The organism is Streptomyces sp. NBC_00286, from assembly GCF_036173125.1.
Taxonomy (GTDB): Bacteria; Actinomycetota; Actinomycetes; order Streptomycetales; family Streptomycetaceae; genus Streptomyces.
Window position 1 is genome coordinate 5,613,445 of the sequence record NZ_CP108054.1, and the last position, 26,577, is coordinate 5,640,021.

Genomic DNA, 26,577 nt, shown 5'->3' on the forward strand with positions numbered 1-26,577 from the left:
TGGGCGGCGGGCGTGCTGGCGTGAAGTGGCCCGCCGATGAAGAGCTGTTGGACGGGGTGCGGCAGTGGCTGGCCGAGAGTGGGGCCGAGCCGACTCCAGCCCGGGTGGCGCAGGCTTTGCGGGACCAGGGGCGGGTGCTGGGGGATGCCGAAGTGCTCGGCGCGGCCGAGCGGTTGCGCTCTGAGCTGGTCGGGACCGGCCCGCTGGAGCCGCTGCTCGCCGATCCCTCGGTGACCGATGTGCTGGTCTCGGCGCCCGACCGGGTGTGGGTGGACCGGGGCGGTGGCCTGGAGCTGACGGCCGTCTCCTTTCCGGACGCGGCGGCCGTACGACGGCTTGCGCAGCGCCTCGCGGCCGTGGCCGGGCGGCGGCTCGACGACGCGCACCCCTGGGTCGACGCCCGGCTTCCGGACGGCACGCGTCTGCATGCCGTGCTGCCACCGGTCGCGGTCGGCTCGACGTGCCTGTCGTTGCGGGTCGTGCGTCCGCGGGCGTTCACACTCGACGAGTTGGTGACGGCGGGGACGGTACCTCCGGGTGGCGACCGGGTGTTGAGGGCACTGCTCGATGCCCGGCTGTCTTTCTTGATCAGCGGTGGCACGGGCAGCGGCAAAACAACCCTCTTGAGTGCCCTTCTGGGGCTGATCGGACCGGGTGAGCGGATCGTGCTCGCCGAGGACTCGGCGGAGCTCCGCCCCGACCATCCCCATGTCGTACGCCTCGAATCCAGACCTGCCAACCAGGAGGGCGCCGGACTCGTCACGCTCCAAGACCTGGTGCGCCAGGCCCTGCGGATGCGGCCGGACCGGCTGGTGGTCGGCGAGGTGCGCGGGCCCGAAGTCGTCCATCTGCTGGCGGCTTTGAACACCGGGCACGAAGGCGGCTGCGGCACCGTCCACGCGAACGCCGCGGCCGGGGTGCCCGCCCGTTTGGAGGCGCTGGGTACGGCGGCGGGGCTCGACCGGGCGGCCCTGCACAGTCAGGTCGCGGCAGCCCTTTCGGTGGTGCTTCACCTCGTACGCGACCGGGCAGGGCGGCGGCGGATCGCCGAAGTTCATGTGCTGGAGCGGGATCCGGCGGGGCTCGTGGTGACGGTGCCGGCGCTGCGCTGGGGCGCGGAGGCCTTCGCGTATGAGCGGGGCTGGGAGCGGCTGCGGGGGCTGCTCGGTGAGAGGAGTGAGAGCTCGTGACGGGGGTCGGCGAGGTGCCGGGGGTTGCGGCGATGGTGTGTGCCGGGGCGGCGGCCTGGCTGATGAGCGGCCAGGGGCCAGGCGCTCGGCGGGCTCAACTGCTCTGCGCGGGCGGCGGGTTGGCGGGAGCCGGACCGCCGACGTGGGAGCGAAGGGCGCGGGAGCGGACCGCACCGGCTGTGGCGTGGCTACGGCGGCTGCATCGGCAACGGGGCGAGTGGTGGTCGCTGGTCGCCGGGGTGGTGGTCGCTCTGCTGGGGGCGTCCGTGGTCCCGCTCGTTGCGGGCGCGCTCGGGGTGCCGCTGGTGAGGCGGGCTCGACGGATGAGCCAGGCGCGCCGGATCCGGGAACGAAGGGCCGACGCGGTGATCGCGTTGTGCGGGGCGCTCGCGGGGGAGGTGCGCGCCGGGCGGCAGCCGGGCGAGGCGCTGCTGCGGGCCGCTCGTGATTCGGGCGGGCTCGGCGAGGCGCAGGCGGTGGTGCTGGCGGCAGCGCGGTTCGGCGGGGATGTGGCCGGCGCGCTCACGGATGCGGCACGGCGGCCGGGTGCCGAGGGACTGCTGGGTCTCGCCGCGTGCTGGCGGGTCGCCGTGGACCGGGGTGCCGGACTCGCAGCCGGGCTCGACCGGCTGGAGGCGGCACTCCGCGCGGAACGGGATCAACGGGCCGATCTACGCGCCCAGTTGGCGGGGGCACGGTCGACGGCAGTGCTGCTCGCGGGACTGCCCCTGCTGGGTCTGCTCCTCGGTACCGCGCTCGGCGCCGATCCGCTGCATGTCGTCCTGCACACCGGCGCGGGCCTGGCTTGTCTGCTGGTCGGCGGGGTTCTGGAGGGCGCCGGGGTGTGGTGGGCGCTGCGGATCGTACGGAAGGCGGAGGTGGGATGAGTACGGAGGCTGTCCACAGGCTGGGGATGGCCCTATGCCTGGTCGCGGGACTGTGGTCGCTCGCTTGGGTCCTTCGGACCGCGCGGCGGGAGCGGCGGGTGCGCAGGCGGCTGCGAGCGGTGCTGGTCGTCGTGGAACCGACGCCCACCGGACGACGCTTTGAGGTTCGGGCCCCGATGCGGGAGTGGCTGCCGGTGGTGGGTGCCGTCAGTGCCTGCTGGGTGTTCGTCGGCGGCGTTCCCGGGATCGTCGTGGGGCTCGTGGCCGGGTTCGGGGTGAGGCGGTGGCAGCGCAGGCCGACTCCAGCGGAAGAGCCTGACTCCGGACTGGCCGAGCAACAACTGCCCCTCGCTGCCGATCTGTTGGCGGCCTGCATCGTGGCCGGTGCCGGTCCCGTAGCGGCTGCTCAGGCCGTGGGGGAGGCGCTGGAAGGGCCTGTGGGAGAACGGCTAGCGCGGGGTGCGGCCGAGATGCGGCTCGGCGGTGAACCGGCTGAGGCATGGCGAGGGTTGGCCGCGTTGCCCGGCGCCCGGGCACTGGCCCGGCTGCTGGAGCGGGCCGGCGAGTCCGGCGTACCGGCGGCGAGTCCCGTCGGGCGCCTCGCCGCGGAGGCCCGCGCGGAGTGGGGACGTACCGCCACCACTCGTGCGCGGCGGGCGGCCGTCATGGTCACCGCGCCGGTGGGGCTGTGCTTCCTGCCCGCGTTCATCGCGATCGGGGTGCTTCCTGTGGTGATCGGGCTCGCGGACGGGGTGTTGGGAGGTGGTGGGTGACCGGCGAGGCGTGGTGAAGGGCGAGCGATGAACGGAACAGGTCCGGCACAGCCGGGCGAAGTGAATGAGTCGAACGAATCGAACGAGTCGACAGTGCGGATCTACACGGGGGTTCGGATGAGCAAGGCAATGCGGGTACGAGTGCGGGCCGGGCGGATGCAGGCGCTGGCGGGCAGGGCGTGGGCGGTGCCTACTGCCTGGGTGGTGCGGAGGGCTTCGGCGGCGCGGAGGGATGCCGGAATGGTGACTTCCGAGTACGCGATGGGGCTGATCGCGGCGGTGGGGTTCGCCGCGCTGCTCTACGAGGTGGTGACCAGTGGGCAGGTCAAGGGGGCTCTGCAGGACATCGTGGAACGAGCGCTCAATGGCCAGTTCTGAGGAGCGGGCGGCCCGTCCGGTACGGCGCCGGGGTCCGTTCCGGCGGCTGGCCGGGGACGGAGGGTTCGTAACGGCGGAGGCGGCCATGGTGCTGCCCGTGCTGATCGCGTTGGCGTTGGCACTGGTCTGGGCCCTGCTGGCCGCGTCCGCGCATATCCAGTGCGTGGACGCGGCCCGGGCGGGGGCACGTGCGGCGGCCCGCCAGGACCCGCCGGGCACGGTGACGACGGTGGCCCAGCAGACGGCGCCGGACGGGGCGCAGGTCACGGTTCGGCGCGAGGGCGACCTGGTGCGTGTGCGGGTTGCGGCGAAGCCTCCGGGGCCCGACGCGCTGGCTCTCGACCTGGAGCACGAGGCTGTGGCCCTGGCAGAGGAGACGGTGGGGGCGGGCGGATGACGAAGGGAAGCGAACGATGGTGGGTTTCGCGTAGGAGAGCGTTCTCCTCGGATCGGGGCTCGGCGACCGTCTTGGCGGTGGGTGTCATCGCGGTGCTGTGCGTCTTCTTCGGCGCCATCCTCGCGATGAGCCAAGCGGTGATGACCCGTCACCATGCCGGTGGCGCCGCCGACTTGGCGGCCCTCGCGGCGGCCGACCACTGGATGGAGGGCGGTACGGCGGCCTGCGCCCAGGCGGACCGGGTGGCGCGGGCCCAGGGCACCCGCATCGTCCGGTGCGCCGTCTACGGCGAGATCTCGGACGTCAGGGTCGCGGCGGGGCGAGGGCTGTTCACTGCGGAGGTCAGGTCTCGGGCGGGCCCGGCGGGGCCGAAGCCTCCGGCGGGACCCGAGGGGGTGATAGCGCCGCCTCACTCCGCGGGTGAGGCAGCGGATCCGGAGAGGGGGTGAACCCGTGGAGGGACCCGGCGGGTGGCGCCACGTTCGCCGGCTTGGGAAGCGGGGGATCGGCCTCGCACGGAGCTCGCGAAGAGCCCACCGTGCACCTGGGAGTGAGGCCAGCTCCGCACCGGAGGTGACGCCGTAATCCGTTTCCGGCCGCCGGTCCGGGCGCGCCGCTGGGCCCGGACCCTCTGTTGGGGCCGACGCCAGGAATCCGACGCTCTACCCGTCCGCACCCTCACCCCCGGCTCCTGCTCGCGAAGCGGCCCCGGCCGCCTGTTCCTCCGGAGCACCCCGCAGCAGAACCGTCAGCAATCGAACAGCCCCCCGCTTGTGCAGTGGTTCGTTGCCGTTGCCGCACTTGGGGGACTGGATGCAGGACGGGCAGCCGGCCTCGCACTCGCAGGAGGCGATGGCCTGGCGGGTGGCCGTGAGCCACTCGCGAGCCGTGTGGAAGGCGCGCTCGGCGAAGCCCGCCCCGCCGGGGTGGCCGTCGTACACGAAGACCGTAGGGAGGAGGGTGTCCGGGTGCAGCGGGACGGAGACGCCACCGATGTCCCAGCGGTCGCAGGTGGCGAACAGCGGGAGCATGCCGATCGACGCATGCTCGGCGGCGTGCAGGGCTCCGCCGAGGATCTCCGGGGTCACGCGGGCGGCGTCGAGCTGGTCTTCGGTGACGGTCCACCACACGGCGCGGGTGCGGAGCGTACGAGGAGGGAGGTCGAGTTTCGTCTCGCCGAGCACTTCGCCGGTGATGACACGACGACGCAGGAAGGAGACGACTTGGTTGGTGACCTCGACGGAGCCGTAGCACAACCGGCCCTCGCCCCAGGGGACTTCGACGTCCGTTTCCAGGACGGAGATGGCCGTGGTGTCGCGGGCGACCGTCGAATACGGCGGGTTGGCCTCTTCGACCAGGGCGACCGAGTCCTCGAGGTCCAGTTCCTTCACCAGGTACGTACGGCCTTGGTGAAGGTGGACCGCCCCGTCGTGGACGCTGGTGTGCGCGGCGCCGACGTCGACTGTGCCCAGCAGCCGTCCTGAGCCGGCCTCGACGACCTGTACCGGATTGCCGCCTCCGCCACGGATGTCCGTGAGGTCGGCGGCTCGTTCCCGGCGCGTCCAGTGCCAGGCCTTCGTACGGCGGCGCAGCAGCTTCGCGGCCTCCAGTTGCGGAAGCAGATCGGCGGCGGCCGGGCCGAAGAGCGGCAGGTCCTCGTCCGTCAACGGGAGTTCGGCGGCGGCGGCGCACAGGTGGGGCGCGAGGACGTACGGGTTGTCGGGGTCGAGGACGGTGGACTCCACGGGCTGGTCGAACAGGGCTTCCGGGTGGTGGACGAGGAAGGTGTCCAGCGGGTCGTCGCGGGCAACCAGGACCGCGAGGGCGCCCTGCCCGGAGCGTCCCGCGCGTCCCGCCTGCTGCCACAGCGAGGCTCTCGTGCCGGGGTAGCCCGCGATGACGACGGCGTCCAGTCCCGAGACGTCGATGCCGAGTTCGAGGGCGGTGGTGGCGGCGAGGCCGAGGAGTTCGCCGGAGTGGAGGGCCTGCTCGAGGGCGCGGCGTTCCTCGGGGAGGTAGCCGCCTCGGTACGCGGCCACGCGCCGGGCCAGGGAGCGGTCGACCTCGGCGAGCCGTTCCTGGGCGATCACCGAGATCAGCTCGGCGCCCCGGCGGGACCGTACGAACGCGACCGAGCGGACGCCCTGCACGGTCAGGTCGGTGAGGAGGTCCGCGGTCTCGGCGGTGGCGGTACGGCGGACTGGGGCGCCCTTCTCGCCGTGGAGTTCGGTGAGCGGGGGCTCCCAGAGGGCGAACACCAGTTCGCCGCGTGGTGAGGCGTCGTCCGCGACCTCGACGACTGGGAGACCGGTCAGCCGGCGAGCGGCCACCGACGGTTCGGCGGCGGTCGCGGAGGCGAGGAGGAAGACGGGCGAGGAGCCGTACCGCGCGCACAGGCGGCGCAGCCGGCGCAGTACCTGGGCGACGTGCGAGCCGAAGACGCCGCGGTAGGTGTGGCACTCGTCGATGACGACATAGCGCAGCGCGCGGAGGAAGGAGGACCAGCGGGGGTGGGAGGGCAGTATCCCGCGGTGCAGCATGTCGGGGTTGGTCAGGACGTAGTTGGCGTACTGGCGTATCCACTCGCGTTCCTCGACGGGAGTGTCCCCGTCGTAGACGGCGGGACGCACCGCATTGCCCAGAGGATGTGAAATTTCCTTCACGGATCGGCACTGGTCCGCCGCGAGGGCCTTGGTCGGGGCGAGGTAGAGGGAGGTGGCGCCTCGTCCATTGGCGGCTTCCGAGCCATCGAGTAGAGACGACAGCACCGGGGCCAGGTACGCCAGCGACTTGCCCGAGGCGGTGCCTGTGGCGACGATCACTGAGTCGCCGTCCAGGGCGTGCTCGGCGGCTTGTGCCTGGTGGGCCCAGGGATGCTCGATGCCAGCGGCCTGTACTGCCGCGATCACCTCGGAGCGGATCCGGTCCGGCCAGACGGCATGGCGGCCCTCACGTGGGGGCAAGTGCTCCGTATGAGTGATGCGCGAAGCCCGGCTCGGCCCCGAGGCGAGCCGGTTCAGAACCGTGCTCGGAGCGGGTCGGGAAGCGGTGCCCGTCGAGGGTCGATCGGACCGGGGATTCTTGGCCATCGGCATCGAGTGTGTCACTGGCGTGACGGACAATGGGCCTAAGGCGTCGTGCACGCCTGCCGGTAAGTGATTGAATGCCATCGCGGCTGGCGAACAGTCCCGGGGGCGCCGCCGAGGTGTCCCGAGGGGCGACCGCTCGATAGCAAGGTGCTGGAGGATCCGTGGACCTGTCCCTGTCGACACGTACCGTCGGCGATCGTACGGTCGTCGAAGTCGGTGGCGAAATCGATGTATATACCGCGCCCAAGCTGCGCGAGCAGCTGGTCGAGCTGGTGAACGACGGCAGTTTTCATCTTGTCGTCGACATGGAGGGCGTGGACTTCCTCGACTCCACCGGGCTCGGCGTGCTGGTCGGCGGCCTGAAGCGGGTGCGTGCCCACGAGGGCTCGCTGCGACTGGTCTGCAACCAGGAGCGCATTCTGAAGATCTTCCGCATCACCGGCCTCACCAAGGTGTTCCCCATCCACACCTCGGTCGAGGAAGCGGTAGCGGCCACCGACTGAGTGGTCCTCGGTCGCGACCGAGCGGCTCTTGGCCGAAGGCCGGTTCCGGGCCGTGGGTCCGGAACGGAAGAAAGTCAACGAGGGGGGTTCGGGCCTCGCGGCCCGGCCCCCTGACAGCACGCCCGTAGTTCCGAGGGGGATGCATGGCCACCGTTGAACTCCGCTTCAGCGCGCTGCCCGAGCACGTCAGGACCGCCCGACTGGTGGCGGCAGCGGTGGCGCGCAGGTCCGGAGTGGACGAGGCCGTCCTCGACGAGGTCAGGCTCGCCGTCGGCGAGGCCTGTACGCGGGCCGTCGGGCTGCACCAGAGCGGCGGTATCTCGGCGCCGGTGCGGGTGCTGTTGATCGAGGAGGAGAAGCAGTTCTCCATCGAGGTCGGCGACGAGGCGCCGCATGCGGCTCCCGGCGAGAAGATGCCGGGCGCCGATGGCGGAGCCGGCGATCCGGACGCGGAGACCGAAGAGGACGAGATGGGTCTCGCGGTCATCAGCGGCCTTGTCGACGACGTGGAGGTCACCGCCGGTGAGAACGGCGGGCTGATCAGGATGAGCTGGCCCACCACGCCGTCGGCCACGCTCGTTCCCTGACCCCCTCACCCACGCAGTACGGAAAGGGCCCTGCTCAGCGGGGCCCTTTCTCGTTGTCGTGTTCGTGCACGCCCGTGCATGTGGATTGCGCGCGCGTTATCGTGAATGAATTCACGATCAGGCTTATGATCGGGTTTACCTCTGTCGCGCGTCAATGGATCAAGCGTCAATGCTTTTGAGGCATTACCGCTTTCGGGTTCCATGATGGTCCGTGGATCATTCACTGAAGAGCATGTGAAGGACGATTCCGCTTACCGCGCACTGTTTTGATCAGGTCCGGCTACCTACAATCCGTCCACATCTTGAGCTCAGCCCAAGCGTCAAGGAGGACGAATGGCGGGGCTTTCTACCCCTCATCAGTTTGACCAGCCCACAACCCTCGCGGCCGCGGTTCTGACCGACGACAACCGCCTCATCGTGATCTTCATCGCGGTCGTGGCCCTGGCGGCTCTCGTGGTCGCCGGGATCCTGGTACGCCAGGTTCTCGCGGCCGGCGAGGGCACCGACAGCATGAAGAAGATCGCGGCGGCGGTCCAGGAAGGCGCGAACGCCTATCTGACGCGCCAGTTGCGCACCCTCGGCGTATTCGCCGTCGCGGTGTTCTTCCTGCTCATGCTGTTGCCCGCGGACGACTGGAATCAGCGCGCCGGACGATCGGTCTTCTTCTTGATCGGCGCGGCGTTCTCGGCGACCACCGGCTATATCGGCATGTGGCTCGCCGTACGCAGCAATGTCCGCGTGGCCGCCGCGGCACGGGAAGCGACTCCGGCGGAAGGTGAACCCGAAAAGGATCTCACCGCCGTCTCGCACAAAGCCATGAAGATCGCTTTTCGAACGGGCGGCGTCGTCGGCATGTTCACGGTGGGGCTCGGTCTGCTGGGCGCCTCCTGTGTGGTGCTGGTGTACGCGGCCGACGCACCGAAAGTCCTGGAGGGCTTCGGTCTCGGTGCCGCGCTGATCGCGATGTTCATGCGTGTCGGCGGCGGCATCTTCACCAAGGCCGCCGACGTCGGCGCCGACCTGGTCGGCAAGGTCGAGCAGGGCATTCCGGAGGACGACCCGCGCAATGCCGCGACCATCGCCGACAACGTGGGCGACAACGTCGGCGACTGCGCCGGCATGGCCGCCGACCTCTTCGAGTCGTACGCCGTCACGCTCGTCGCCGCGCTCATCCTCGGCAGCGCGGCGTTCGGCGACTACGGGCTCGGCTTCCCGCTGATCGTGCCCGCGATCGGCGTGATCACCGCGATGATCGGCATCTTCGCGGTGGCCCCGCGTCGGGCCGACCGAAGCGGCATGAGCGCCATCAACCGCGGCTTCTTCATCTCCGCGGTGATCTCGATGGCGCTGGTGGCCGTGGCCGTGTTCATCTACCTCCCGTCCTCGTACGCGGAGCTGGACGGCGCGAACACGGAAGTCCTCGACAAGGGCGGCGACCCGCGGATCCTCGCGATCGTCGCCGTCGCGATCGGCATCGTGATGGCCGCGCTGATCCAGCAGCTGACCGGCTACTTCACCGAGACCACCCGTCGACCCGTACGGGACATCGGCAAGACCTCGCTCACCGGTCCGGCCACCGTCGTCCTGGCCGGTATCTCCCTCGGTCTCGAATCGGCTGTCTACACCGCCCTGTTGATCGGCCTCGGCGTGTACGGGGCGTTCCTGCTCGGCGGTACGTCGATCATGCTGGCGCTGTTCGCGGTGGCGCTGGCCGGTACCGGTCTGCTCACCACGGTCGGCGTGATCGTCGCCATGGACACCTTCGGTCCGGTCTCCGACAACGCGCAGGGCATCGCCGAGATGTCCGGTGACGTCGAGGGCGCGGGCGCGCAGGTGCTCACCGACCTGGACGCCGTCGGCAACACCACCAAGGCCATCACCAAGGGCATCGCCATCGCCACGGCCGTACTGGCGGCTGCGGCGCTCTTCGGCTCGTACCGTGACGCGATCCTCACGGCCGCGAACGAAGTGGGCGAGACGGTCACCGGCGAGGACGCGCCGCTGAACCTGATGATGGACATCTCGCAGCCCAACAACCTGGTCGGGCTCATCGCGGGTGCCGCGGTCGTCTTCCTCTTCTCGGGGCTGGCGATCAACGCGGTGTCGCGGTCCGCCGGGGCCGTGGTTTACGAGGTGCGGCGGCAGTTCCGCGAGCACCCCGGGATCATGGACTACACCGAGAAGCCCGAGTACGGACGCGTCGTCGACATCTGCACCAAGGACGCGCTGCGCGAGCTGGCCACGCCCGGCCTGCTCGCCGTACTGACGCCGATCGCGATCGGTTTCACGCTCGGGGTCGGCGCGCTCGGCTCGTTCCTCGCGGGCGCGATCGGCACGGGCACGCTGATGGCGGTCTTCCTCGCCAACTCCGGCGGCGCCTGGGACAACGCGAAGAAGCTCGTCGAGGACGGTCACCACGGCGGCAAGGGCAGCGAGGCCCATGCCGCCACGGTGATCGGCGACACGGTCGGCGACCCCTTCAAGGACACCGCCGGTCCCGCGATCAACCCCCTGCTGAAGGTGATGAACCTGGTGGCGCTGCTCATCGCGCCCGCGGTCGTCAAGTTCTCGTACGGGGAGGACAAGAGCGTGGGCATGCGCGTACTCATCGCGGTGCTCTCGCTCGCCGTGATCGTCGGCGCGGTGTACGTGTCCAAGCGGCGCGGTATCGCCGTGGGTGACGAAGACAACTCCGAACCGGCCTCCAAATCGCCGGATGCGGCGGTGGTTTCCTGAGCGATCGCTCCACGGCTTGGCCTTACGGCTGGTCAGGTTCCGCTCAACGAGCGGGCGGGCAGCGCGTCTTGACGCGTCGTCCGCCCGCTCGAGGGTTTTCGCGCCGGGTTCGTGAGCCTTCTCTCGCTTGGTGCAAATGGTTACAATATTTGACAAATCGGACTTCCATCTCGTGGGTGTCGCCCACTTGGCGTGTATGTTCCGGGGCCGAGAGCCATGGAAGGGACCAATCCGGTGAACAAGAAGCTCGCGGCCGCACTGTCCGGCGGTGCGGTACTGGTACTGGCGCTGTCGGGATGCGGCGGAGACGACAGCAGCGACAAGCTGAACTCCTGGGCCAAAGAGGTCTGCGACGAGGTGCAGCCGCAGGCGAAGAAGATCGAGGCCGCCAACACCTCCATCCAGAAGCAGACCTCGGACAACAGCACGCCGGCCGACGTCCAGGAGACGGACTCCCAGGCCTTCCAGGACATGTCCGACGCCTACAAGGCGATCGGCGCCGCCGTGAGCAAGGCCGGGGCGCCGGACGTCGAGGAGGGCAAGAAGAAGCAGACGGACGCCGTCAAGGAGCTCAACGGCATCTCCACGTCGTATGCCGACCTCAAGAAGCAGGTCGACGCGCTCGACACCAAGGATCAGGGGAAGTTCGCGGACGGGCTCAAGGACATCGCCACCGAGCTGGACAAGCTGGGCCAGAGCGGCAACGTCGCCCTGAACAAGCTGCAGGAGGGCGAGGTGGGCAAGGCGATGGCCAAGCAGGAGAGCTGCAAGTCCGCCGCCGGCTCGCCGTCGGCGACCAACGGCTGACCCCAGGAGACCGATCTCCGTCAACCGAGAAATGGCCCGGTACGCGCGCGTGCCGGGCCCTCGGCATGTGGTGGGCGGCTTGTTCTCCACAGGCCGCTTGTCCACAGGCGGCATGTTGTCCACAGGGGCAAGCGCCCCATCGGCGGGAGCGGCAACAATGGAGGCGTGAGTAACACCAGCCTGGCAACGCTGCCCTCGACCGACCGCTCCGACGTCACCGCGCGGTTGCGAGACGCCCTCCTGGGCGCCTCCTTCAGCGCCGACGGCCTGCTCGATCTGCTGGGCGCCTCTGCGTACGCGGCACTGGCCCGGAGCGAGACCGTGCCCGCACTCCGGGCGACCCGGGGCGACACGCCGCTGGAGACGCTCGTACGGCTGTTTCTGTTGCAGCAGCCCGTGCCGCACGCGCGCGTGGTGGACGTACTGCCGGTTCAGGACTGCCTGGAGGGCGGCTGGCTGACCAGGACCGGCGGGGACGAGGTCGCGGCGACGGTCGATGTCCGGCCGTACGGAGGGCCCGGCGGCGAGGACTGGTTCATCGTCGCCGACCTCGGGTGCGCGGTCGGCGGAGCCGGAGGCATCAGCAGCCGTGATGAACGGGTCGTACTCGGAGTGGGCGGCGCGTCCACAACCCTGTCGGGCATCACGGTGCGTACGCCCGTGCAGTCGGCGCTCGATCTCGGCACCGGCTCCGGGATCCAGGCGCTGCACGCCGCACAGCACGCCACAGGCGTGACCGCCACGGACGTCAACCCGCGCGCGCTGCACATCACCGCGCTCACGCTCGCCCTGTCCGGCGCACAGGGGGCCGATTTGCGCGAGGGCTCGCTCTTCGAGCCCGTCGGCGAGGAGACGTACGACCTGATCGTCTCCAACCCGCCCTTCGTCATCTCTCCCGGCGCACGGCTCACCTATCGGGACGGCGGGATGGGCGGGGACGATCTGTGCCGGGCGCTCGTTCAAGGGGCGGGTGCTCACCTCAACGAAGGGGGATATGCGCAGTTCCTTGCCAACTGGCAGCACGTGGAGGGGGAGGACTGGCAGGACCGGCTGCGGTCCTGGGTGCCGCGCGACTGTGACGCGTGGGTCGTGCAGCGTGAGGTGCAGGACGTCATGCAGTACGCCGAGTTGTGGCTGCGGGACGCCGGTGATCATCGTTCGGATCCGGTGGAGTACCAGGCGCGCTACGACGCCTGGCTCGACGAGTTCGAGGCGCGGAAAGTCAGAGCCGTGGGCTTCGGGTGGATCACCCTGCGCAAGTCGGGGGCCGCGCAGCCCTCGGTCGTCGTGGAGGAGTGGCCGCATCCCGTCGAACAGCCGCTCGGCGAGACGGTGCGCGCACACTTCGACCGCGTGGACTATCTGCGTGCGCACGACGACGCGGCGCTGCTCGCCGGGCACTTCAAGCTCTCGGGCGAGATCGTCCAGGAGCAGGTCGGGCTGCCCGGCGCCGAGGATCCGGAGCATGTCGTACTGCGCCAGAACCGCGGGATGCGGCGGGCCACCAAGGTCGACACGGTGGGCGCGGGCTTCGCGGGTGTGTGCGACGGCCAGCTCAGCGCGGGGCGAATTCTGGACGCCATCGCCCAACTGATCGGTGAGGACCCGGTGTTGCTGCGGGACCGTACGCCCGCGCAGATCCGGCTGCTGATCGAGCAGGGGTTCCTCGAGCCCGCCAGGTGAGCAATCGGACGTGGGGGAGCCCCACGACCGCCGAGCCGTCATGGATGGCGCGAAATCGCCGCGGCCGCACATTCGAACCGAGCCGGCGCGACGGCGGGGTGCGGTGTGCGGGGAGTCGCGCGGGTCTGTCCGCCGTGCGTTCACCGTGGGTTCGTGTGCTCGCCTCCCGGAGGTGTCACCCTCCCGTCCTTGGGCACCCAAGGGCGAAGGGAACGAACCATGGAGAACGGACCGGCGGTCTTCGCGGGATCGGTGTTCGCCCTGTTCGGAGCCGGACTGCTGGTGTGGACCGCGGCCCGGCTGCGGCACCGCGAACCCGTCGCCGAGGGGATGAGCCCGGCCGTGTCCGCGACGGTCGCGAGCTTTGCCGGGACGGCCGCGCTGCTGCTCGCGGTGTGGTGCTTCACACGCATCTGAGGAGCGCGTGTTTTGGTGCGACTCCGCGTTTGCGGACGGATGCCCGCCGGTGAACCGGAGTTGGTGCCTCCGAAGGGTCGAAGGCAAGATCTCCGCCCGGCATGATTCCGCCGTTTCGGTAACTGAGAGATCACGCTCCGTTTAGAGCCGAAACAGCAGGTCCACACTCCGGGCGGCAGGAATGCCGGGAGTCGGGTTACCGTTCGAGTGGCCGTTGCGGGCTTTTCCCGTTTGACACGGGGGCGGGATGTACCGTCACACTCCGCAGCGTCAGCACGATCCGACCCCCGGGACGAAGGACCGGGGCGAGACCCCCTGCGTCGACCGGAGAGAAGAGCGAAGTTGTCCCCGACCAGCGAGACCGCACACGGCGGCCGCCGACTCGTCATCGTCGAGTCGCCTGCCAAGGCGAAGACGATCAAGGGCTATCTCGGCCCTGGCTACGTCGTCGAAGCGAGCGTCGGGCACATCCGCGACCTCCCCAACGGCGCCGCGGAGGTGCCCGAGAAGTACACCGGCGAGGTGCGCCGCCTCGGCGTGGACGTCGAACACGACTTCCAGCCCATCTATGTCGTCAACGCCGACAAAAGGGCGCAGGTCAAGAAGCTCAAGGACCTGCTGCGCGACTCCGACGAGCTCTACCTCGCCACCGATGAGGACCGCGAGGGCGAGGCCATCGCCTGGCACCTCCAGGAGGTGCTCAAGCCCAAGGTCCCGGTCAAGCGGATGGTCTTCCACGAGATCACCAAGGCCGCGATCCAGGCCGCCGTCGCCAACCCGCGCGAGCTCAACCAGAAGCTCGTCGACGCCCAGGAGACCCGCCGCATCCTCGACCGCCTCTACGGCTACGAGGTCTCGCCGGTCCTGTGGAAGAAGGTCATGCCGCGGCTGTCGGCGGGCCGCGTCCAGTCCGTGGCGACCCGCCTGGTCGTCGAGCGGGAACGCGAGCGCATCGCGTTCCGTTCCGCCGAGTACTGGGACCTGACGGGAACCTTCGGCACGGGCCGCGCCGGCGACAAGAGCGACCCCTCCTCCCTGGTCGCCCGCCTGACGACGGTCGACGGCAGGCGTGTCGCCCAGGGCCGTGACTTCGACTCGCTCGGGCAGATCAAGAGCGCGAACACCCTCCACCTGGACGAGGCGAACGCCCGCGCGCTCGCCGCTGCCCTGGAGAACACCGATTTCTCCGTACGGTCCGTCGAGTCGAAGCCGTATCGTCGCTCCCCGTACGCACCGTTCCGCACGACGACGATGCAGCAGGAGGCCTCGCGCAAGCTCGGCTTCGGCGCGAAGGCCACGATGCAGGTGGCCCAGAAGCTGTACGAGAACGGCTTCATCACCTACATGCGTACGGACTCCACGACCCTCTCGGACACCGCGGTCGTCGCGGCCCGCGCCCAGGTCACGCAGCTGTACGGCGCCGACTACCTGCCGGACCGGCCGCGTACGTACGCCGGGAAGGTCAAGAACGCGCAGGAGGCGCACGAGGCGATTCGTCCCTCCGGGGACCGTTTCCGTACGCCTGCCGAGACCGGGCTGACCGGCGACCAGTTCAGGCTCTACGAGCTGATCTGGAAGCGGACCGTCGCCTCGCAGATGAAGGACGCGACCGGGAACTCGGTCACGGTGAAGATCGGTGGCCGCGCCGCGGACGGCCGGGATGCCGAATTCAGCGCCTCCGGCAAGACCATCACCTTCCACGGCTTCCTGAAGGCGTACGTCGAGGGCGCCGACGACCCGAACGCCGAGCTGGACGACCGCGAGCGCAGGCTGCCCCAGGTCGGCGAGGGCGACGCACTGTCCGCCGAGGAGATCTCGGTCGACGGCCACGCCACCAAGCCTCCGGCCCGCTACACCGAGGCCAGCCTGGTCAAGGAGCTCGAAGAACGCGAGATCGGCCGCCCGTCGACGTACGCGTCGATCATCGGGACCATCCTCGACCGCGGCTATGTCTTCAAGAAGGGCACGGCGCTCGTGCCCTCCTTCCTGTCCTTCGCCGTGGTCAACCTCCTGGAGAAGCACTTCGGGCGGCTCGTGGACTACGACTTCACCGCCAAGATGGAGGACGACCTCGACCGCATCGCGCGGGGCGAGGCGCGTGCCGTGCCGTGGCTGAAGCGCTTCTACTTCGGTGAAGGCGCGAACGGCGACCGCAGCGCGGCCGACTCGGGCAACGGCGACGGGGACCACCTGGGCGGCCTCAAGGAGCTCGTCACCGACCTGGGCGCCATCGACGCCCGCGAGGTGTCGTCGTTCCCCGTCGGCAACGACATCGTGCTGCGCGTCGGGCGTTACGGCCCCTACGTCGAGCGCGGCGAGAAGGACTCCGAGAACCACCAGCGCGCGGACGTCCCGGACGATCTCGCTCCGGACGAGCTGTCGGTCGAGTACGCGGAGGAACTGCTCGCCAAGCCGAGCGGCGACTTCGAGCTGGGCGCCGACCCCGTCACCGGCCGCCAGATCGTCGCCAAGGACGGGCGCTACGGGCCGTACGTCACCGAAGTGCTCCCCGAGGGCACCCCGAAGACCGGCAAGAACGCCGTCAAGCCGCGTACGGCCTCGCTCTTCAAGTCGATGTCCCTGGACACGGTCACTCTGGAGGACGCGCTCAAGCTGATGTCGCTGCCGCGCGTCGTCGGCAAGGACGCCGAGGGCGTGGAGATCACCGCGCAGAACGGGCGCTACGGGCCGTACCTGAAGAAGGGCACGGACTCGCGTTCGCTGCAGTCCGAGGAGCAGCTCTTCACGATCACGCTGGAAGAGGCCCTCGCCATCTACGCCCAGCCCAAGCAGCGCGGGCGGGCCGCCGCCAAGCCGCCGCTCAAGGAGCTGGGCACGGACCCGGTCAGTGAGAAGCCGGTCGTCGTCAAGGACGGGCGCTTCGGGCCGTACGTCACCGACGGCGAGACCAACGCGACCCTGCGGTCCGGCGACAGCGTCGAGGACATCACTCCGGAGCGGGGTTACGAACTGCTCGCGGAGAAGCGCGCCAAGGGGCCCGCCAAGAAGACGGCGAAGAAGGCCGCCGCCAAGAAAACGGCCACCAAGAAGGCCCCTGCCAAGAAAACGGCAGCCAAGAAGACGACGACTTCGAAGACGGCCGCCAAGAAGGCTCCGGCCAAGAAGGCAGCCACCAAGAAGGCGGCGGCTTCAGAGGGCTGAGCCTGATCACCCCGAGGCTGTGCTTCAGCGTCCCGGGGTGGGTTCCGGCGTCGTGCGGAGGCCTCGCATCCGTATGTGTGGGCGCCCCTTCGGGGTTGTCGGTGCCTCCCGATAGGCTGAACGCATGACGCGAGCGGAGCAGCCAACGGCCCACACCCCGGCCCCAGACGACGCCCTGGTCGCAGATTCACGAGAGCGCGCCGTCCGCGCGCTGCTCCGCCTGCCGCAGTTGAAGCGGCTGTGGAGCGCTCAGCTCGTGGGCAGCGTCGGCGACGCCCTCGCGCTGCTCGTCCTGGTCGTGCTCGCGTTCGAGGCGGCAGTCGCGGCGGGGTCCTTCGGGGGCAACTACCGCGGGGTGGCCTTCGCCGTCTCGGCCGTCTTCGGGGCGCGGATACTCGCGACGCTGCTCTTCGGAGCCGTACTCCTCGGACCGCTCACCTCCCTCACCTCCCAGGAGGGGCCGCTCGACCGCCGCTGGACCATGGTCGCGGCGGACGGTGTGCGGGCCGTACTGCTGATCATCGCGCCCCTGTGGATCGACTGGACGCCCGACGACGCGCTGGCCGTGATCCTGGTGACCGCGTTCGTCACCGGCGTCGCCGAGCGCTTCTGGACGGTGTGCAGGGAGAGCGCGGCGCCCGCGCTGCTGCCCGCGGCTCCCCCTGAGGGCGCGGCGGTGCGTCCGCTGCCGGACCACACGGAGACGCTGCGGCGGCTGTCGCTGCGTACGGGATTCGTGGCGGTGCCCCTGGCGGCCGCCGCTCTCGTCGTGGCCGGGCTGCTCAACAACCTGCTGGGCGCCGGAATCGCCTGGTTCGACCAGCATCAGGCGGCGCTCGCGTCGTATGTCGCGGCGGGCCTGTTCGCCGCCTCCCTGTCGGTGCTGACCGTTCTCGAGCTGCCCGACGCGCGCACCCCGCGCGCACGGTCGCCGCTCGAGGGCCTGCGCCGCCCCAAGTCGGGCACCGGCGTCGACAAGGGGCGTACGGGTTCGTTTCCGCTGCTGGTCCTGGCCTGCGCGGCCGTCGCCGCCGCGATCGCCGCCGGGGTCGCCGTCTCCGTGCTGCACGCCAAGGACCTGGGCGGCGGGCCGGTGATGTACGGGCTGCTGGTGGCGGCCCTGACCGGCGGCGTCGTTCTGGGCATCCGTACGGCTCCGAAGCTGCTGCCTCCGCTGTCGCGGCGCCGGCTGCTCTCGCTGGCCATCGCCTTCACGGGCCTGGCGCTGCTCGCCGCGGGGCTCGTCCCGGACGTCACCACGGTGATCCTGATCTCGGCGCTCGCCGGCATCGGCGCGGGCGTCGCAGCGAACACCGGGCACACGCTGCTCGATCAGGAGGCCGAGGATCACCGGCGGGCGCGTACGACGGAGCATCTCCACGCGGTCGTACGGGTCTACGTCGCCCTGGGCGCCCTGGTGGCCCCCGTGCTGGCGGCGGCGATCGGGCCGCACCGGCTGGAAAACGGCAAGTTCGTCTTCGCGCACGGCGGCGCCGCCTTCACCCTGATGCTGATCGGCGCACTCCTGCTGCCGGTCGCCGCGCTGGTGCTGGCCAAGGTCGACGACCGGTCCGGCGTACCCCTGCGGCACGATCTGCGGGACGCGCTGCGGGGCGGGGACGAGCCCGCGACGGCACCGGCCGCGAACGGGTTCTTCATCGCCCTGGAGGGCGGTGACGGGGCCGGAAAGTCGACGCAGGCCGAGGCGCTCGCCGAGTGGATCCGCTCCAAGGGACACGAAGTCGTGCTGACGCGCGAGCCGGGAGCCACGCCCGTGGGCAAGCGGCTGCGGTCGATCCTGCTGGACGTGTCGTCGGCCGGGCTGTCCCACCGCGCGGAGGCGTTGCTGTACGCCGCCGACCGCGCCGAGCACGTGGACACCGTGGTGCGGCCCGCGCTGGAGCGGGGCGCGGTGGTCATCTCGGACCGCTACACCGACTCGTCCGTGGCGTACCAGGGGGCCGGTCGCGATCTGTCCCCGACCGAGATCGCGCGGATCTCACGATGGGCGACCAACGGGCTGGTGCCTCATCTGACCGTGCTGCTCGATGTGTCGCCGGAGACCGCCCGGGAGCGTTTCACGGAGGCGCCGGACCGGCTGGAGTCGGAGCCCGCCGAGTTCCACGCGCGCGTGCGGGCCGGTTTCCTGACGCTCGCGGCCGCCGACCCCACGCGTTACCTGGTGGTCGACGGTGGCCAGGAGTCCGACGCCGTCACGACGGTGATACGGCACCGTCTCGACGTGATGCTGCCCCTCTCCGAGGCCGAGGTGAAGGCCCAGGAGGAGGCCCGTAAGGCGGCCGAGGAGGAGGCGCGGCGGCTCGCCGAGGAAGAGGCCGCCCGCAAGGCCGAGGAGGAGCGCCTCGAGCGCGAGCGGCAGGAACAGCTCGCCCGGCTGCGCGCGGAGGAAGAGGAACGCAAGCGGCGCGAACTGGAGGAGGCCCAGCGGCGCGAGCTGGAGCGGCAGGCCGAGGTGGCCCGGCAGCAGGCCGAAGAGGCGCGCCGGCGAGCCGAGGAGGAGCGGCAGCGACGGCTCGCGGAGGAGCAGGCGCGAGCGGCCGAGCAGGAGCGTCTGCGCAAGCAGGCCGAGGAGGAGGCGCGGCTCCGGGCCGAGGCCGAGGCGCGGCGCCTGGAGAAGCAGCGGAAGGCCGAGGAGGCGTTGCTCCGGGCCGAGGAGGCTCGCAGGGGAGCGGCGGCTGCGGCTGCCGCCAGTGCGGAGGCTTCGGGTTCCGGCGCTCCGGCTGATGGAGCGGCTGGTTCCGGCGCGACCACCCCCGACAACGAGATCACGGTGCCGACGCCCACGCCCGTCGTGCCGCCGACGAACGCTCCCGGCGGACCGGCGGACGACGAGACCACCGTGCTGCGCCCTGTGCCGCCCGGTGACGCTCCCGAAGCCGGGCCCGACGCGGAGGAGACAGCCGTGCTGCCGCAGCCTCCGGTGCCGCCGGGGGCCGCCGACGAGACGGCGGTACTGCCTCCGGTGGGCCCGGACGCGGACGAGACGGCCGTCCTTCCTCCCGTAAGGGAGGACCAGGCCGTACGGGACGACCGTGGCGGCGAGCAGCGGGGCGGTGGCCCGGCGGACCGGGTGCCCCCGGGGTACTTCCGCGACGAGCGGTCGGCGCCCGACGGTTCCGACGCCCGCACCCGCGAGCTGCCCCAGTTCGAGGCCGAGGGCGGCCCGCGTCGGCGGAACCGCTCGGACTGGGCCGAGGAGACACCGCTGGACGATCTTCCGTCGCTGGCGGACGAGTTGCTGGGCCCGCGTGAGGACGATGACATCGATGAGGGGCGCGGGCGTCGGGGGCGTCGGGGGCGCTGACGGGTTGGGTCGCGGGCGCGCGGATTGCTTTACGGGCGCGGGGCCTGCGACGAGGGCTTGCACGGCTTGTGTCGTTGGCGGCGGAGAGAAGGCGCGGGCGCTGACGGCTTGCGTCACGGGCGCGTGGGCTTGTGTCGCGGGGCGTTGACGAGACAGGCCAGGCGCGGGCGCTGACGGCTTGCGTCACGGGCGCGTGGGCTTGTGTCGCGGGGCGTTGACGAGACAGGCCAGGCGCGGGCGCTGACGGCTTGCGTCATGGGCGCTCGGGCTTGCGTCATGGGCTCGCGGGTTTGCGACGCGGCAGGCACCGCTGTGTCGCGGGCGCTGACGCGAGGGTGTGAGCGCTGACGCGGAGGCGTGAAGTCCCGTTGTCAGTGCCCTCCCGCACAATGGGACGCGGCAAGGCAGATGTGCGACGGAGGGGCGGCAACCCATGCCCGTATGGGACGACCTGGTGGGTCAGGAGAAGGTGAGCGAGCAGCTCGACGCCGCCGCCCGGGACGCAGACGCCCTGGTCACGGCGGTGGCCGCCGACACCCCGTTGCCCGAGACGTCGAAGATGACGCACGCCTGGCTGTTCACGGGTCCGCCGGGCTCCGGCCGTTCCACGGTGGCGAGGGCTTTCGCCGCGGCCCTCCAGTGCGTGAGCCCGGACCGTGCCCTTGGCGGAGCCCCCGGCTGCGGGTTCTGCGACGGCTGCCATACGAGCCTGATCGGTACGCACGCCGATGTGGAGATCGTCCGCACCGACCTCCTCTCGATCGGCGTCAAGGAGACCCGTGACTTGGTGCGCCGTGCCCAGCTGTCGCCCGCCACAGGCCGCTGGCAGGTCATCGTCCTGGAAGACGCCGACCGCCTCACGGAGGGCGCGGGCAACGTCCTGCTGAAGGCCGTCGAGGAGCCCGCCCCCCGCACGGTCTGGCTCCTGTGCGCGCCCTCCCTGGAGGACGTCCTGCCGACCATCCGCTCCCGCTGCCGCCACCTCACGCTCCGGACGCCTCCCGTGGCGGCGGTCGCCGACATCCTCGTACGCCGCGATGGCATCGAACCCGACGTAGCGGCCGTCGCCGCCCGCGCCACCCAGGGCCACGTCGGCCGCGCCCGCCGCCTGGCCACGGACCCGAGCGCCCGTGAGCGCCGCGCCGCCGTCCTCAAGCTCCCGCTCCGCGTCGACGACGTAGGCGGCTGCCTGAAGGCGGCCCAGGAGCTGATCGACGCGGCTTCCGAGGACGCCAAGCAGATGGCCGAGGAGATCGACGCCAAGGAGACGGAGGAGTTGAAGGCGGCGCTCGGCGCGGCCCAGGGCGGCCGGATGCCGCGCGGTACGGCGGGCGTGATGAAGGAACTGGAGGACAAGCAGAAGCGCCGCAGAACCCGCACACAGCGCGACAGCCTGGACCTGGCCCTGATCGACCTCACGGCCTTCTACCGAGACGTCCTCGCCCTCCAGTTCGGCAGCGACCGCGCCCTAGCCAACACGGAGATGCGGGACACTCTGGAGCGCCTCGCGCGCGCCACGACGCCGGAGACGACCCTGCGCCGCATAGAAGCGATCGCGGCCTGCCGCGAGGCCCTCGACCGCAATGTGGCGCCGCTGCTGGCGGTGGAGGCGATGACGATGGCGTTGCGGGCGGGGTGAGGACTACGGGAGTACCGGGGTAGTGGGCGGGCTCAGGGGGTTGTTGTGCAGAGAGTTGACGGGGTCACTCGTACGAGACGCTGCGGCGACCTTCGGTGGTCGATCCGTTGCACAGGGTTACGCTCGCTGGATGCACATCAGGCGCCAGTTCAGGCCAATCCGGGCCAGATCAACCCGTACCGGCCATCCCTGCGATTCCCACTCCTCCCACCACTTCCGCTCATCCTGCGTGTCCCGCCGCCTCCTCCATCTGTGGGGCACGCTGCTCGCCATCGGCGGACTGCTCATCTCCGCCTGTTCCGTGGGGAGTTCGACGACCTCCGCGAGCCGGGCGGAAGTATCGGCGCTGACCGCGCTGCCCAACGCCACACCGGGGGCGCTCGCTCCGTACTACAGCCAGAAGCTCAAGTGGCACGGCTGCGGCGCCCCCGGCTTCCAGTGCGCCACGCTCAAGGCCCCGCTCGACTACGACAAGCCGGCCTCCGGCGACATCAGCCTGGCCGTCACCCGCAAGAAGGCCACGGGCCCGGGCAGGCGACTGGGCTCGCTGCTGGTCAACCCGGGAGGCCCGGGCGGCTCGGCGACCGCTTATCTCCAGTCGTACGCGGGTGTCGGCTACCCGAAGGAGGTCCGCTCCCGCTACGACATGGTCGCCGTCGACCCACGCGGCGTCGCCGGCAGCGAACCGGTCGAATGCCTCACCGGCCGCGAGATGGACGCGTACACGCAGACGGACCTCACCCCCGACAACCGGCGCGAGAAGGGCCAACTGATCGACGCCGTCAAGGAGTTCACGGAGGGCTGCGGGCGGCGTTCGGCCCGAGTGCTGCGGCATGTGTCCACGGTCGAGGCGGCCCGCGACATGGACATCCTGCGGGGGGTGCTGGGCGACGAGAAGCTGACGTACGTCGGTGCCTCGTACGGGACGTTTCTGGGAGCGACGTACGCGGGTCTGTACCCGGATCGGGTGGGGCGGCTGGTCCTGGACGGCGCGATGGATCCGTCGCTGCCCGCGCGCCGGATGAACGAGGACCAGACGGCCGGCTTCGAGACGGCCTTCCGGGCCTTCGCGAAGGATTGCGTACGCAGATCGGACTGCCCGCTGGGCGGCGCGCGTACGACACCTGACCAGGTCGGCAAGAACCTGAAGGCCTTCTTCCGGCAGCTCGACGCCGCGCCCATCGGGGCCGACGACCCGGACGGCCGCAAGCTCGGGGAGTCGCTGGCGACGATGGGCGTCATCACGGCGATGTACGACGAGGCGGCCTGGCCACGACTGCGAGAGGCCCTGACCTCGGCCATGAAGAACAAGGACGGCGCGGGCCTGCTCGCCCTCGCCGACACCTACTACGAGCGCGGCCCCGACGGCCGGTACGCGAACCTGATGTCCGCGAACGCGGCGGTCAACTGCCTGGACTCCCCCGCCGCCTTCTCCTCCCCTGAAGCGCTCGAAGAAGCCCTCCCCTCCTTCGAGAAGGCCTCCCCGGTCTTCGGCGAAACCCTGGCCTGGGCCTCCCTGAACTGCACGTACTGGCCCGTCCACCCGACTGGCGAACCCCACCGCATCGAGGCGAAGGGCGCCGCACCCATCGTCGTGGTCGGCACCTCCCGCGACCCCGCGACCCCCTACGCGTGGTCCCAGTCCCTGGCCGCCCAGCTCTCCTCCGCCACCCTCCTGACCTACGACGGCGACGGCCACACCGCATACGGCCGAGGAAGCTCCTGCATCGACTCCACGCTCAACCGCTACCTCCTCGCAGGCACCCCTCCACCCCAGGGAAAGCGCTGCTCAGCCACCTGATCACGAGGCCCACCGGGGGTGCCCCCAGGGCCCGTACGGAGCACCCCCGGAAACTGTGTAGACTTACCGACGTTGCCGATCGCACCATAGTGCGGGCAGCCCGCCGCCTTAGCTCAGATGGCCAGAGCAACGCACTCGTAATGCGTAGGTCTCGGGTTCGAATCCCGAAGGCGGCTCCGGCAAAGGCCAGGTCACATAGCCCGTGACCTGGCTTTTTGTGTTGCTCGGGGCATGGCGCGTCACACGGCCGGGGTGCCGCGGGAATGGCTTGCGTGAGCGATGCGTGAGCGGAGCGGTCCGGTGCCCTACTTCTTGGGCTTCTTCTGCTTGCCCTTCCTCTTGGCCCTGGCCTCGGCTTTCGCCTTGGCCGCCGCCTTCTTCGCGGCCTTACGGGCCTCCTCCGCCTCGGTCTTCCGCTGAAGCGGGACCAGCTTGGCGGTGGCCTCCGCCGCGTTCTTGCCGACCTGCGGCAGGACGCTCTGGTAAATGTTCCGCGTGATCCGGGTGTCGCTGTGCCCAAGCGTGTCCGACACGATCTTCACGTCGATGCCGGCGGCGAGCATGAGCGTGGCCGCCCCGTGCCGGAGGTCGTGCATCCGGATCGGCGGGAGCCCGGAGGCGGCAACCAGGCGCTCGAAGAGGTCGGTCACCTTCCCCGGATGGAGCCAGGAGCCGTCTTCCTGCGTGAAAACCATGCCGGTCTCGACCCAGGCTGATCCCCACTCCTCGCGGTCCGCGTCCTGCTGTTCGCGGTGCCGCTTCAGGACGTTGACGGTGTCGTCGTCGAGCGCGATCACGCGGAAGCCGCTGTCTGTCTTGGGCTCGGAGGTCTCGACTTCCCACCCGTCCTGGACGAGCTGGGCGGAGACGGTCAGGGAGTGGTCATCGAGGTTGGTCTCCGACCAGGGCTGCCCGCATGCCTCGCCGCGCCGCAGGCCACGGAAGGCGATCAGGTGCCACATCGCGTACAGCGGGTCCTCCGCGACGAAGTCGAGGAACGCGCCAGTCTGTTCGGGCGTCCAGACCATCACGGGCGAGGGCTTCTCGCCCGTCTGCTCCCACTTGGCGACCCGCGCATCCGTCCACACCAAAGCCTTCGGCTTGCGCACGGGATCGAGTTCGACGTGGGCCGCCGGGTTGAAGGTGAGGATCTGCTGGCCGATCGCGTCGTTCAACGCAGCCCGCAGCGTGGCCTTGATACGCAGCCGGGTGGCCGGGCCGGTCACACGCCGGAACGGCGGCATGGCATCGATCGCCGCCTTCATCACCTTGCGGCGGGCGCGGTTGTCCGTGCCCTTCCACGGCACGGTGGCCAACTCCTCCACCGCGGCCCGGCGCTGGGCATTCTGCTCCAGGATCTCGGCATTGGCGTCGGCGATGGCCGTGAACATACCGCTGAGATGGCTCACGCGCAGGCGGTCGAGACGGTGGTGGCCGATCCGAGGCTTCAAATGGAACCGGATATCGGTCTCGTAGCGGGTGAGCCCCGACTTGCGGATGCGCTTGCCGTCGAGCCATCGGTCGAGCCACTCGCTGACGGTCAGGCGGCCGATCAGATCCTGACCGGACTTCAGGCGCCGTAGGGTTTCCTCGACATCGGGCAGCGGCGACTTCTGGTCGCCGACCTCCTGCAGCATGGAGGCGATCAGCTCCACGCCCTCGGGGTCGTCGGTGTCGGCGAGGCCGAGAAGCGCGCGAACGTGGTCAAGGTCGGCCTGGGCCGCCTGGGACTGTAAAACGTTCGGTTCTTGGGAGTTGAGAGACGGCCGTCCTACGGTCGTCTCAAAGCCCGAGCAACCAAGGGAAGCCGGCGGACGCGCCTGAGGTGCGGCGCCGAGAGCAACCTTCCTGCCCGTGACCTGCGGAGGACAGCGATGGCTCTTGCCTTGCAGAGTGCAACCGCTCCCGAGGCGACGCGCGGCGGATTACACAGCGCTTCCGGCGGCATAGCCAGTGCCGTTCCGCCGCAGGGAAGGGTTCCGCAGGTACACGGTCCGGGGAGAGACATGGACCAGCCAGTTCGCTTCGTCATCTCCTGCACCCGAGCACCGCAGCGAGTAGGGCAACTGCGCCGGATCAGTGCCGCCCATCTCCGGCTGTGGGGGATCGGCTCCTGCATCGACACAGCCAACCTGCTCATCAGCGAGTTGGTTACCAACGCCATCCGGTACGGCGAAACGGAGGACGTCAGCTTCTCCGTCTCGTACTGGCGGGGCGAGGTCCGCGTCGAGGTGGCTGACGGAACTCCGGGCCGGCCGCAGGTGAAGAGACCGGCCGCCGACGAGGAGAGCGGTCGAGGCATGCTGATCGTCGAAGCCCTCGCCGAGGACTAGGGGACAAGCGAGGACGACACACTCACGTGGTGCACCATCGCCGTACCGGAACCGGTGGTGCCCAGGTCGGGGTTCTGGTGCGAGTGGCGCCAGGAGGACGGCCAGCAGCTCGTGATCGCGTCCATGCCTACGCCGGACCGCGCGATCCGCTGGGCTCGCATCCAGATGCGCGTCATCGCCTCGGCCATCGACGCGTCGGTGGTTGGCGACGTCTGGGACTGGCTGTCCGACGGATGGCGTGAGCCTGCCGAAGCGCTGAAGAACGGCGAGGAGTTCACGCTGCCTCTCTCGGCCGGCCCGTACAAGTTCATCTGGCATGCCCGTCCGGTGCGCTTCGTGCCCGTGGTCGGCGGAACCCCTCTGCCTCACCTCGCGGAGGAGGAGCCGGAATGGGACTGAAGCCCGCCGAGCTGTGGAGCCGGTTCGACTGGCAAGGCGGGAGCTGCTTCAGGTGCGAGCGGACCGGACTTCCCGTGACGGAGATCGGCGATATCACCGTGGCAGGCGAGACCTTCGCCCTCCAAGCCTGCCAGTGGTGCATGTTCAGGCTCGAACAGCTCCACTACACGATGAGTGAGCGAGCCGTACGCCGGCAGCGCCCCCGGACGCCCGCGCCCGCACCGCCTCGCCCCACACCCAGTGGCCCACCAGCGCGCCACTCGACAGACCGCCCGCCCATGTCGCGTAGCTGGACAGCCGAGCCATGGGCGGGCCCTCGCCCCCGTCCCTGCCGTTCGAACTGGAGGCTCCCCCAAGACCTCAGAAGGGCAGGTCGGGGCAGGGACGGGTCCGCCCCCGACCACGAGAAGAAGAGAGGTGCCTTGGCGACCGAGGACCAGAAACCACAGGAACTGGACGACGACGAGCTGT

The 26,577-nt window shown here is 70.4% G+C and carries 19 protein-coding genes, 1 tRNA gene and 1 pseudogene; 19 read left to right on the top strand and 2 right to left on the bottom strand.

Annotation, left to right across the window (positions count from 1 at the left end):
* The first annotated feature begins 20 nt into the window (after nucleotides 1–20).
* The 6 genes from OHT21_RS25880 (at nucleotide 21) to OHT21_RS25905 (ending at nucleotide 4,074) form a co-directional block, all read left to right on the top strand.
* Complete coding sequence (locus tag OHT21_RS25880; protein WP_328770719.1) at nucleotides 21–1,190, top strand: TadA family conjugal transfer-associated ATPase; 1,170 nt, start codon at nucleotides 21–23, stop codon at nucleotides 1,188–1,190.
* Nucleotides 1,191–1,222: 32 nt separating this feature from the next.
* A complete protein-coding gene (locus OHT21_RS25885) occupies nucleotides 1,223–2,077 on the top strand; it encodes a type II secretion system F family protein (protein ID WP_328774222.1) in 855 nt (284 codons plus the stop codon).
* A complete protein-coding gene (locus tag OHT21_RS25890) occupies nucleotides 2,074–2,850 on the top strand; it encodes a type II secretion system F family protein (protein ID WP_328770720.1) in 777 nt (258 codons plus the stop codon). Before OHT21_RS25885 ends, OHT21_RS25890 begins: the two co-directional genes overlap by 4 nt.
* Nucleotides 2,851–3,090: 240 nt before the next feature.
* On the top strand, nucleotides 3,091–3,228 hold the full coding sequence (locus OHT21_RS25895) for a DUF4244 domain-containing protein (protein ID WP_328770721.1): 138 nt from the start codon (nucleotides 3,091–3,093) through the stop codon (nucleotides 3,226–3,228).
* Nucleotides 3,215–3,625, top strand: a complete 411-nt coding sequence (locus OHT21_RS25900; protein WP_328770722.1) for a TadE family type IV pilus minor pilin — start codon at nucleotides 3,215–3,217, stop codon at nucleotides 3,623–3,625. The genes OHT21_RS25895 and OHT21_RS25900 overlap by 14 nt, the downstream gene beginning before the upstream one ends.
* Nucleotides 3,626–3,702: 77 nt before the next feature.
* Nucleotides 3,703–4,074, top strand: a complete 372-nt coding sequence (locus OHT21_RS25905) for an Rv3654c family TadE-like protein (protein ID WP_443050428.1) — start codon at nucleotides 3,703–3,705, stop codon at nucleotides 4,072–4,074.
* Nucleotides 4,075–4,287: 213 nt separating this feature from the next.
* Here the strand turns inward: OHT21_RS25905 and OHT21_RS25910 are convergent, their stop codons facing one another.
* Entirely contained in the window at nucleotides 4,288–6,795 is a 2,508-nt protein-coding gene (locus tag OHT21_RS25910) for a DEAD/DEAH box helicase (RefSeq protein WP_328770724.1), read from the bottom strand.
* 80 nt (nucleotides 6,796–6,875) lie between these two features.
* Between OHT21_RS25910 and bldG the strand changes: the two genes are divergently transcribed.
* The 11 genes from bldG (at nucleotide 6,876) to OHT21_RS25965 (ending at nucleotide 23,550) form a co-directional block, all read left to right on the top strand.
* Nucleotides 6,876–7,217 (top strand): anti-sigma factor antagonist BldG, encoded by a 342-nt coding sequence (gene bldG, locus OHT21_RS25915; RefSeq protein WP_003975386.1) that lies wholly within the window; start codon nucleotides 6,876–6,878, stop codon nucleotides 7,215–7,217.
* A 143-nt stretch (nucleotides 7,218–7,360) separates the two neighbouring features.
* Nucleotides 7,361–7,804 (top strand): ATP-binding protein, encoded by a 444-nt coding sequence (locus OHT21_RS25920; protein ID WP_328770725.1) that lies wholly within the window; start codon nucleotides 7,361–7,363, stop codon nucleotides 7,802–7,804.
* Between the two features lie 333 nt (nucleotides 7,805–8,137).
* Entirely contained in the window at nucleotides 8,138–10,540 is a 2,403-nt protein-coding gene (locus tag OHT21_RS25925; RefSeq protein WP_328770726.1) for a sodium-translocating pyrophosphatase, read from the top strand.
* Nucleotides 10,541–10,756: 216 nt separating this feature from the next.
* On the top strand, nucleotides 10,757–11,347 hold the full coding sequence (locus OHT21_RS25930) for a small secreted protein (protein WP_328770727.1): 591 nt from the start codon (nucleotides 10,757–10,759) through the stop codon (nucleotides 11,345–11,347).
* A 165-nt stretch (nucleotides 11,348–11,512) separates the two neighbouring features.
* Nucleotides 11,513–13,030, top strand: coding sequence for a class I SAM-dependent methyltransferase (locus OHT21_RS25935; protein ID WP_328770728.1), 1,518 nt, complete (start codon nucleotides 11,513–11,515; stop codon nucleotides 13,028–13,030).
* 219 nt (nucleotides 13,031–13,249) lie between these two features.
* The gene (locus OHT21_RS25940; RefSeq protein WP_328770729.1) at nucleotides 13,250–13,447 is read left to right on the top strand and encodes a hypothetical protein; all 198 of its coding nucleotides are present in this window, start codon (nucleotides 13,250–13,252) and stop codon (nucleotides 13,445–13,447) included.
* Between the two features lie 342 nt (nucleotides 13,448–13,789).
* Complete coding sequence (gene topA / locus OHT21_RS25945) at nucleotides 13,790–16,609, top strand: type I DNA topoisomerase (RefSeq protein ID WP_328770730.1); 2,820 nt, start codon at nucleotides 13,790–13,792, stop codon at nucleotides 16,607–16,609.
* 124 nt (nucleotides 16,610–16,733) lie between these two features.
* A complete protein-coding gene (gene tmk, locus OHT21_RS25950; RefSeq protein WP_328770731.1) occupies nucleotides 16,734–19,934 on the top strand; it encodes a dTMP kinase in 3,201 nt (1,066 codons plus the stop codon).
* A gap of 433 nt (nucleotides 19,935–20,367) precedes the next feature.
* Complete coding sequence (locus OHT21_RS25955) at nucleotides 20,368–21,573, top strand: DNA polymerase III subunit delta' (protein WP_328770732.1); 1,206 nt, start codon at nucleotides 20,368–20,370, stop codon at nucleotides 21,571–21,573.
* A gap of 130 nt (nucleotides 21,574–21,703) precedes the next feature.
* The gene (locus OHT21_RS25960; protein WP_443050429.1) at nucleotides 21,704–23,374 is read left to right on the top strand and encodes an alpha/beta hydrolase; all 1,671 of its coding nucleotides are present in this window, start codon (nucleotides 21,704–21,706) and stop codon (nucleotides 23,372–23,374) included.
* 102 nt (nucleotides 23,375–23,476) lie between these two features.
* A tRNA-Thr gene (locus OHT21_RS25965) sits at nucleotides 23,477–23,550 on the top strand.
* 129 nt (nucleotides 23,551–23,679) lie between these two features.
* On the opposite strand, the pseudogene OHT21_RS25970 reads toward OHT21_RS25965, so the two are convergent.
* Nucleotides 23,680–25,101 (bottom strand): annotated as a pseudogene (locus OHT21_RS25970) (tyrosine-type recombinase/integrase); the annotation flags it as partial.
* A gap of 279 nt (nucleotides 25,102–25,380) precedes the next feature.
* Here OHT21_RS25970 and OHT21_RS25975 point away from each other — a divergent pair.
* Both OHT21_RS25975 and OHT21_RS25980 read left to right on the top strand, forming a co-directional pair.
* Nucleotides 25,381–25,707, top strand: a complete 327-nt coding sequence (locus OHT21_RS25975; RefSeq protein WP_328770734.1) for an ATP-binding protein — start codon at nucleotides 25,381–25,383, stop codon at nucleotides 25,705–25,707.
* Nucleotides 25,708–25,764: 57 nt separating this feature from the next.
* Complete coding sequence (locus tag OHT21_RS25980) at nucleotides 25,765–26,106, top strand: hypothetical protein (RefSeq protein WP_328770735.1); 342 nt, start codon at nucleotides 25,765–25,767, stop codon at nucleotides 26,104–26,106.
* Nucleotides 26,107–26,577 lie beyond the last annotated feature (471 nt).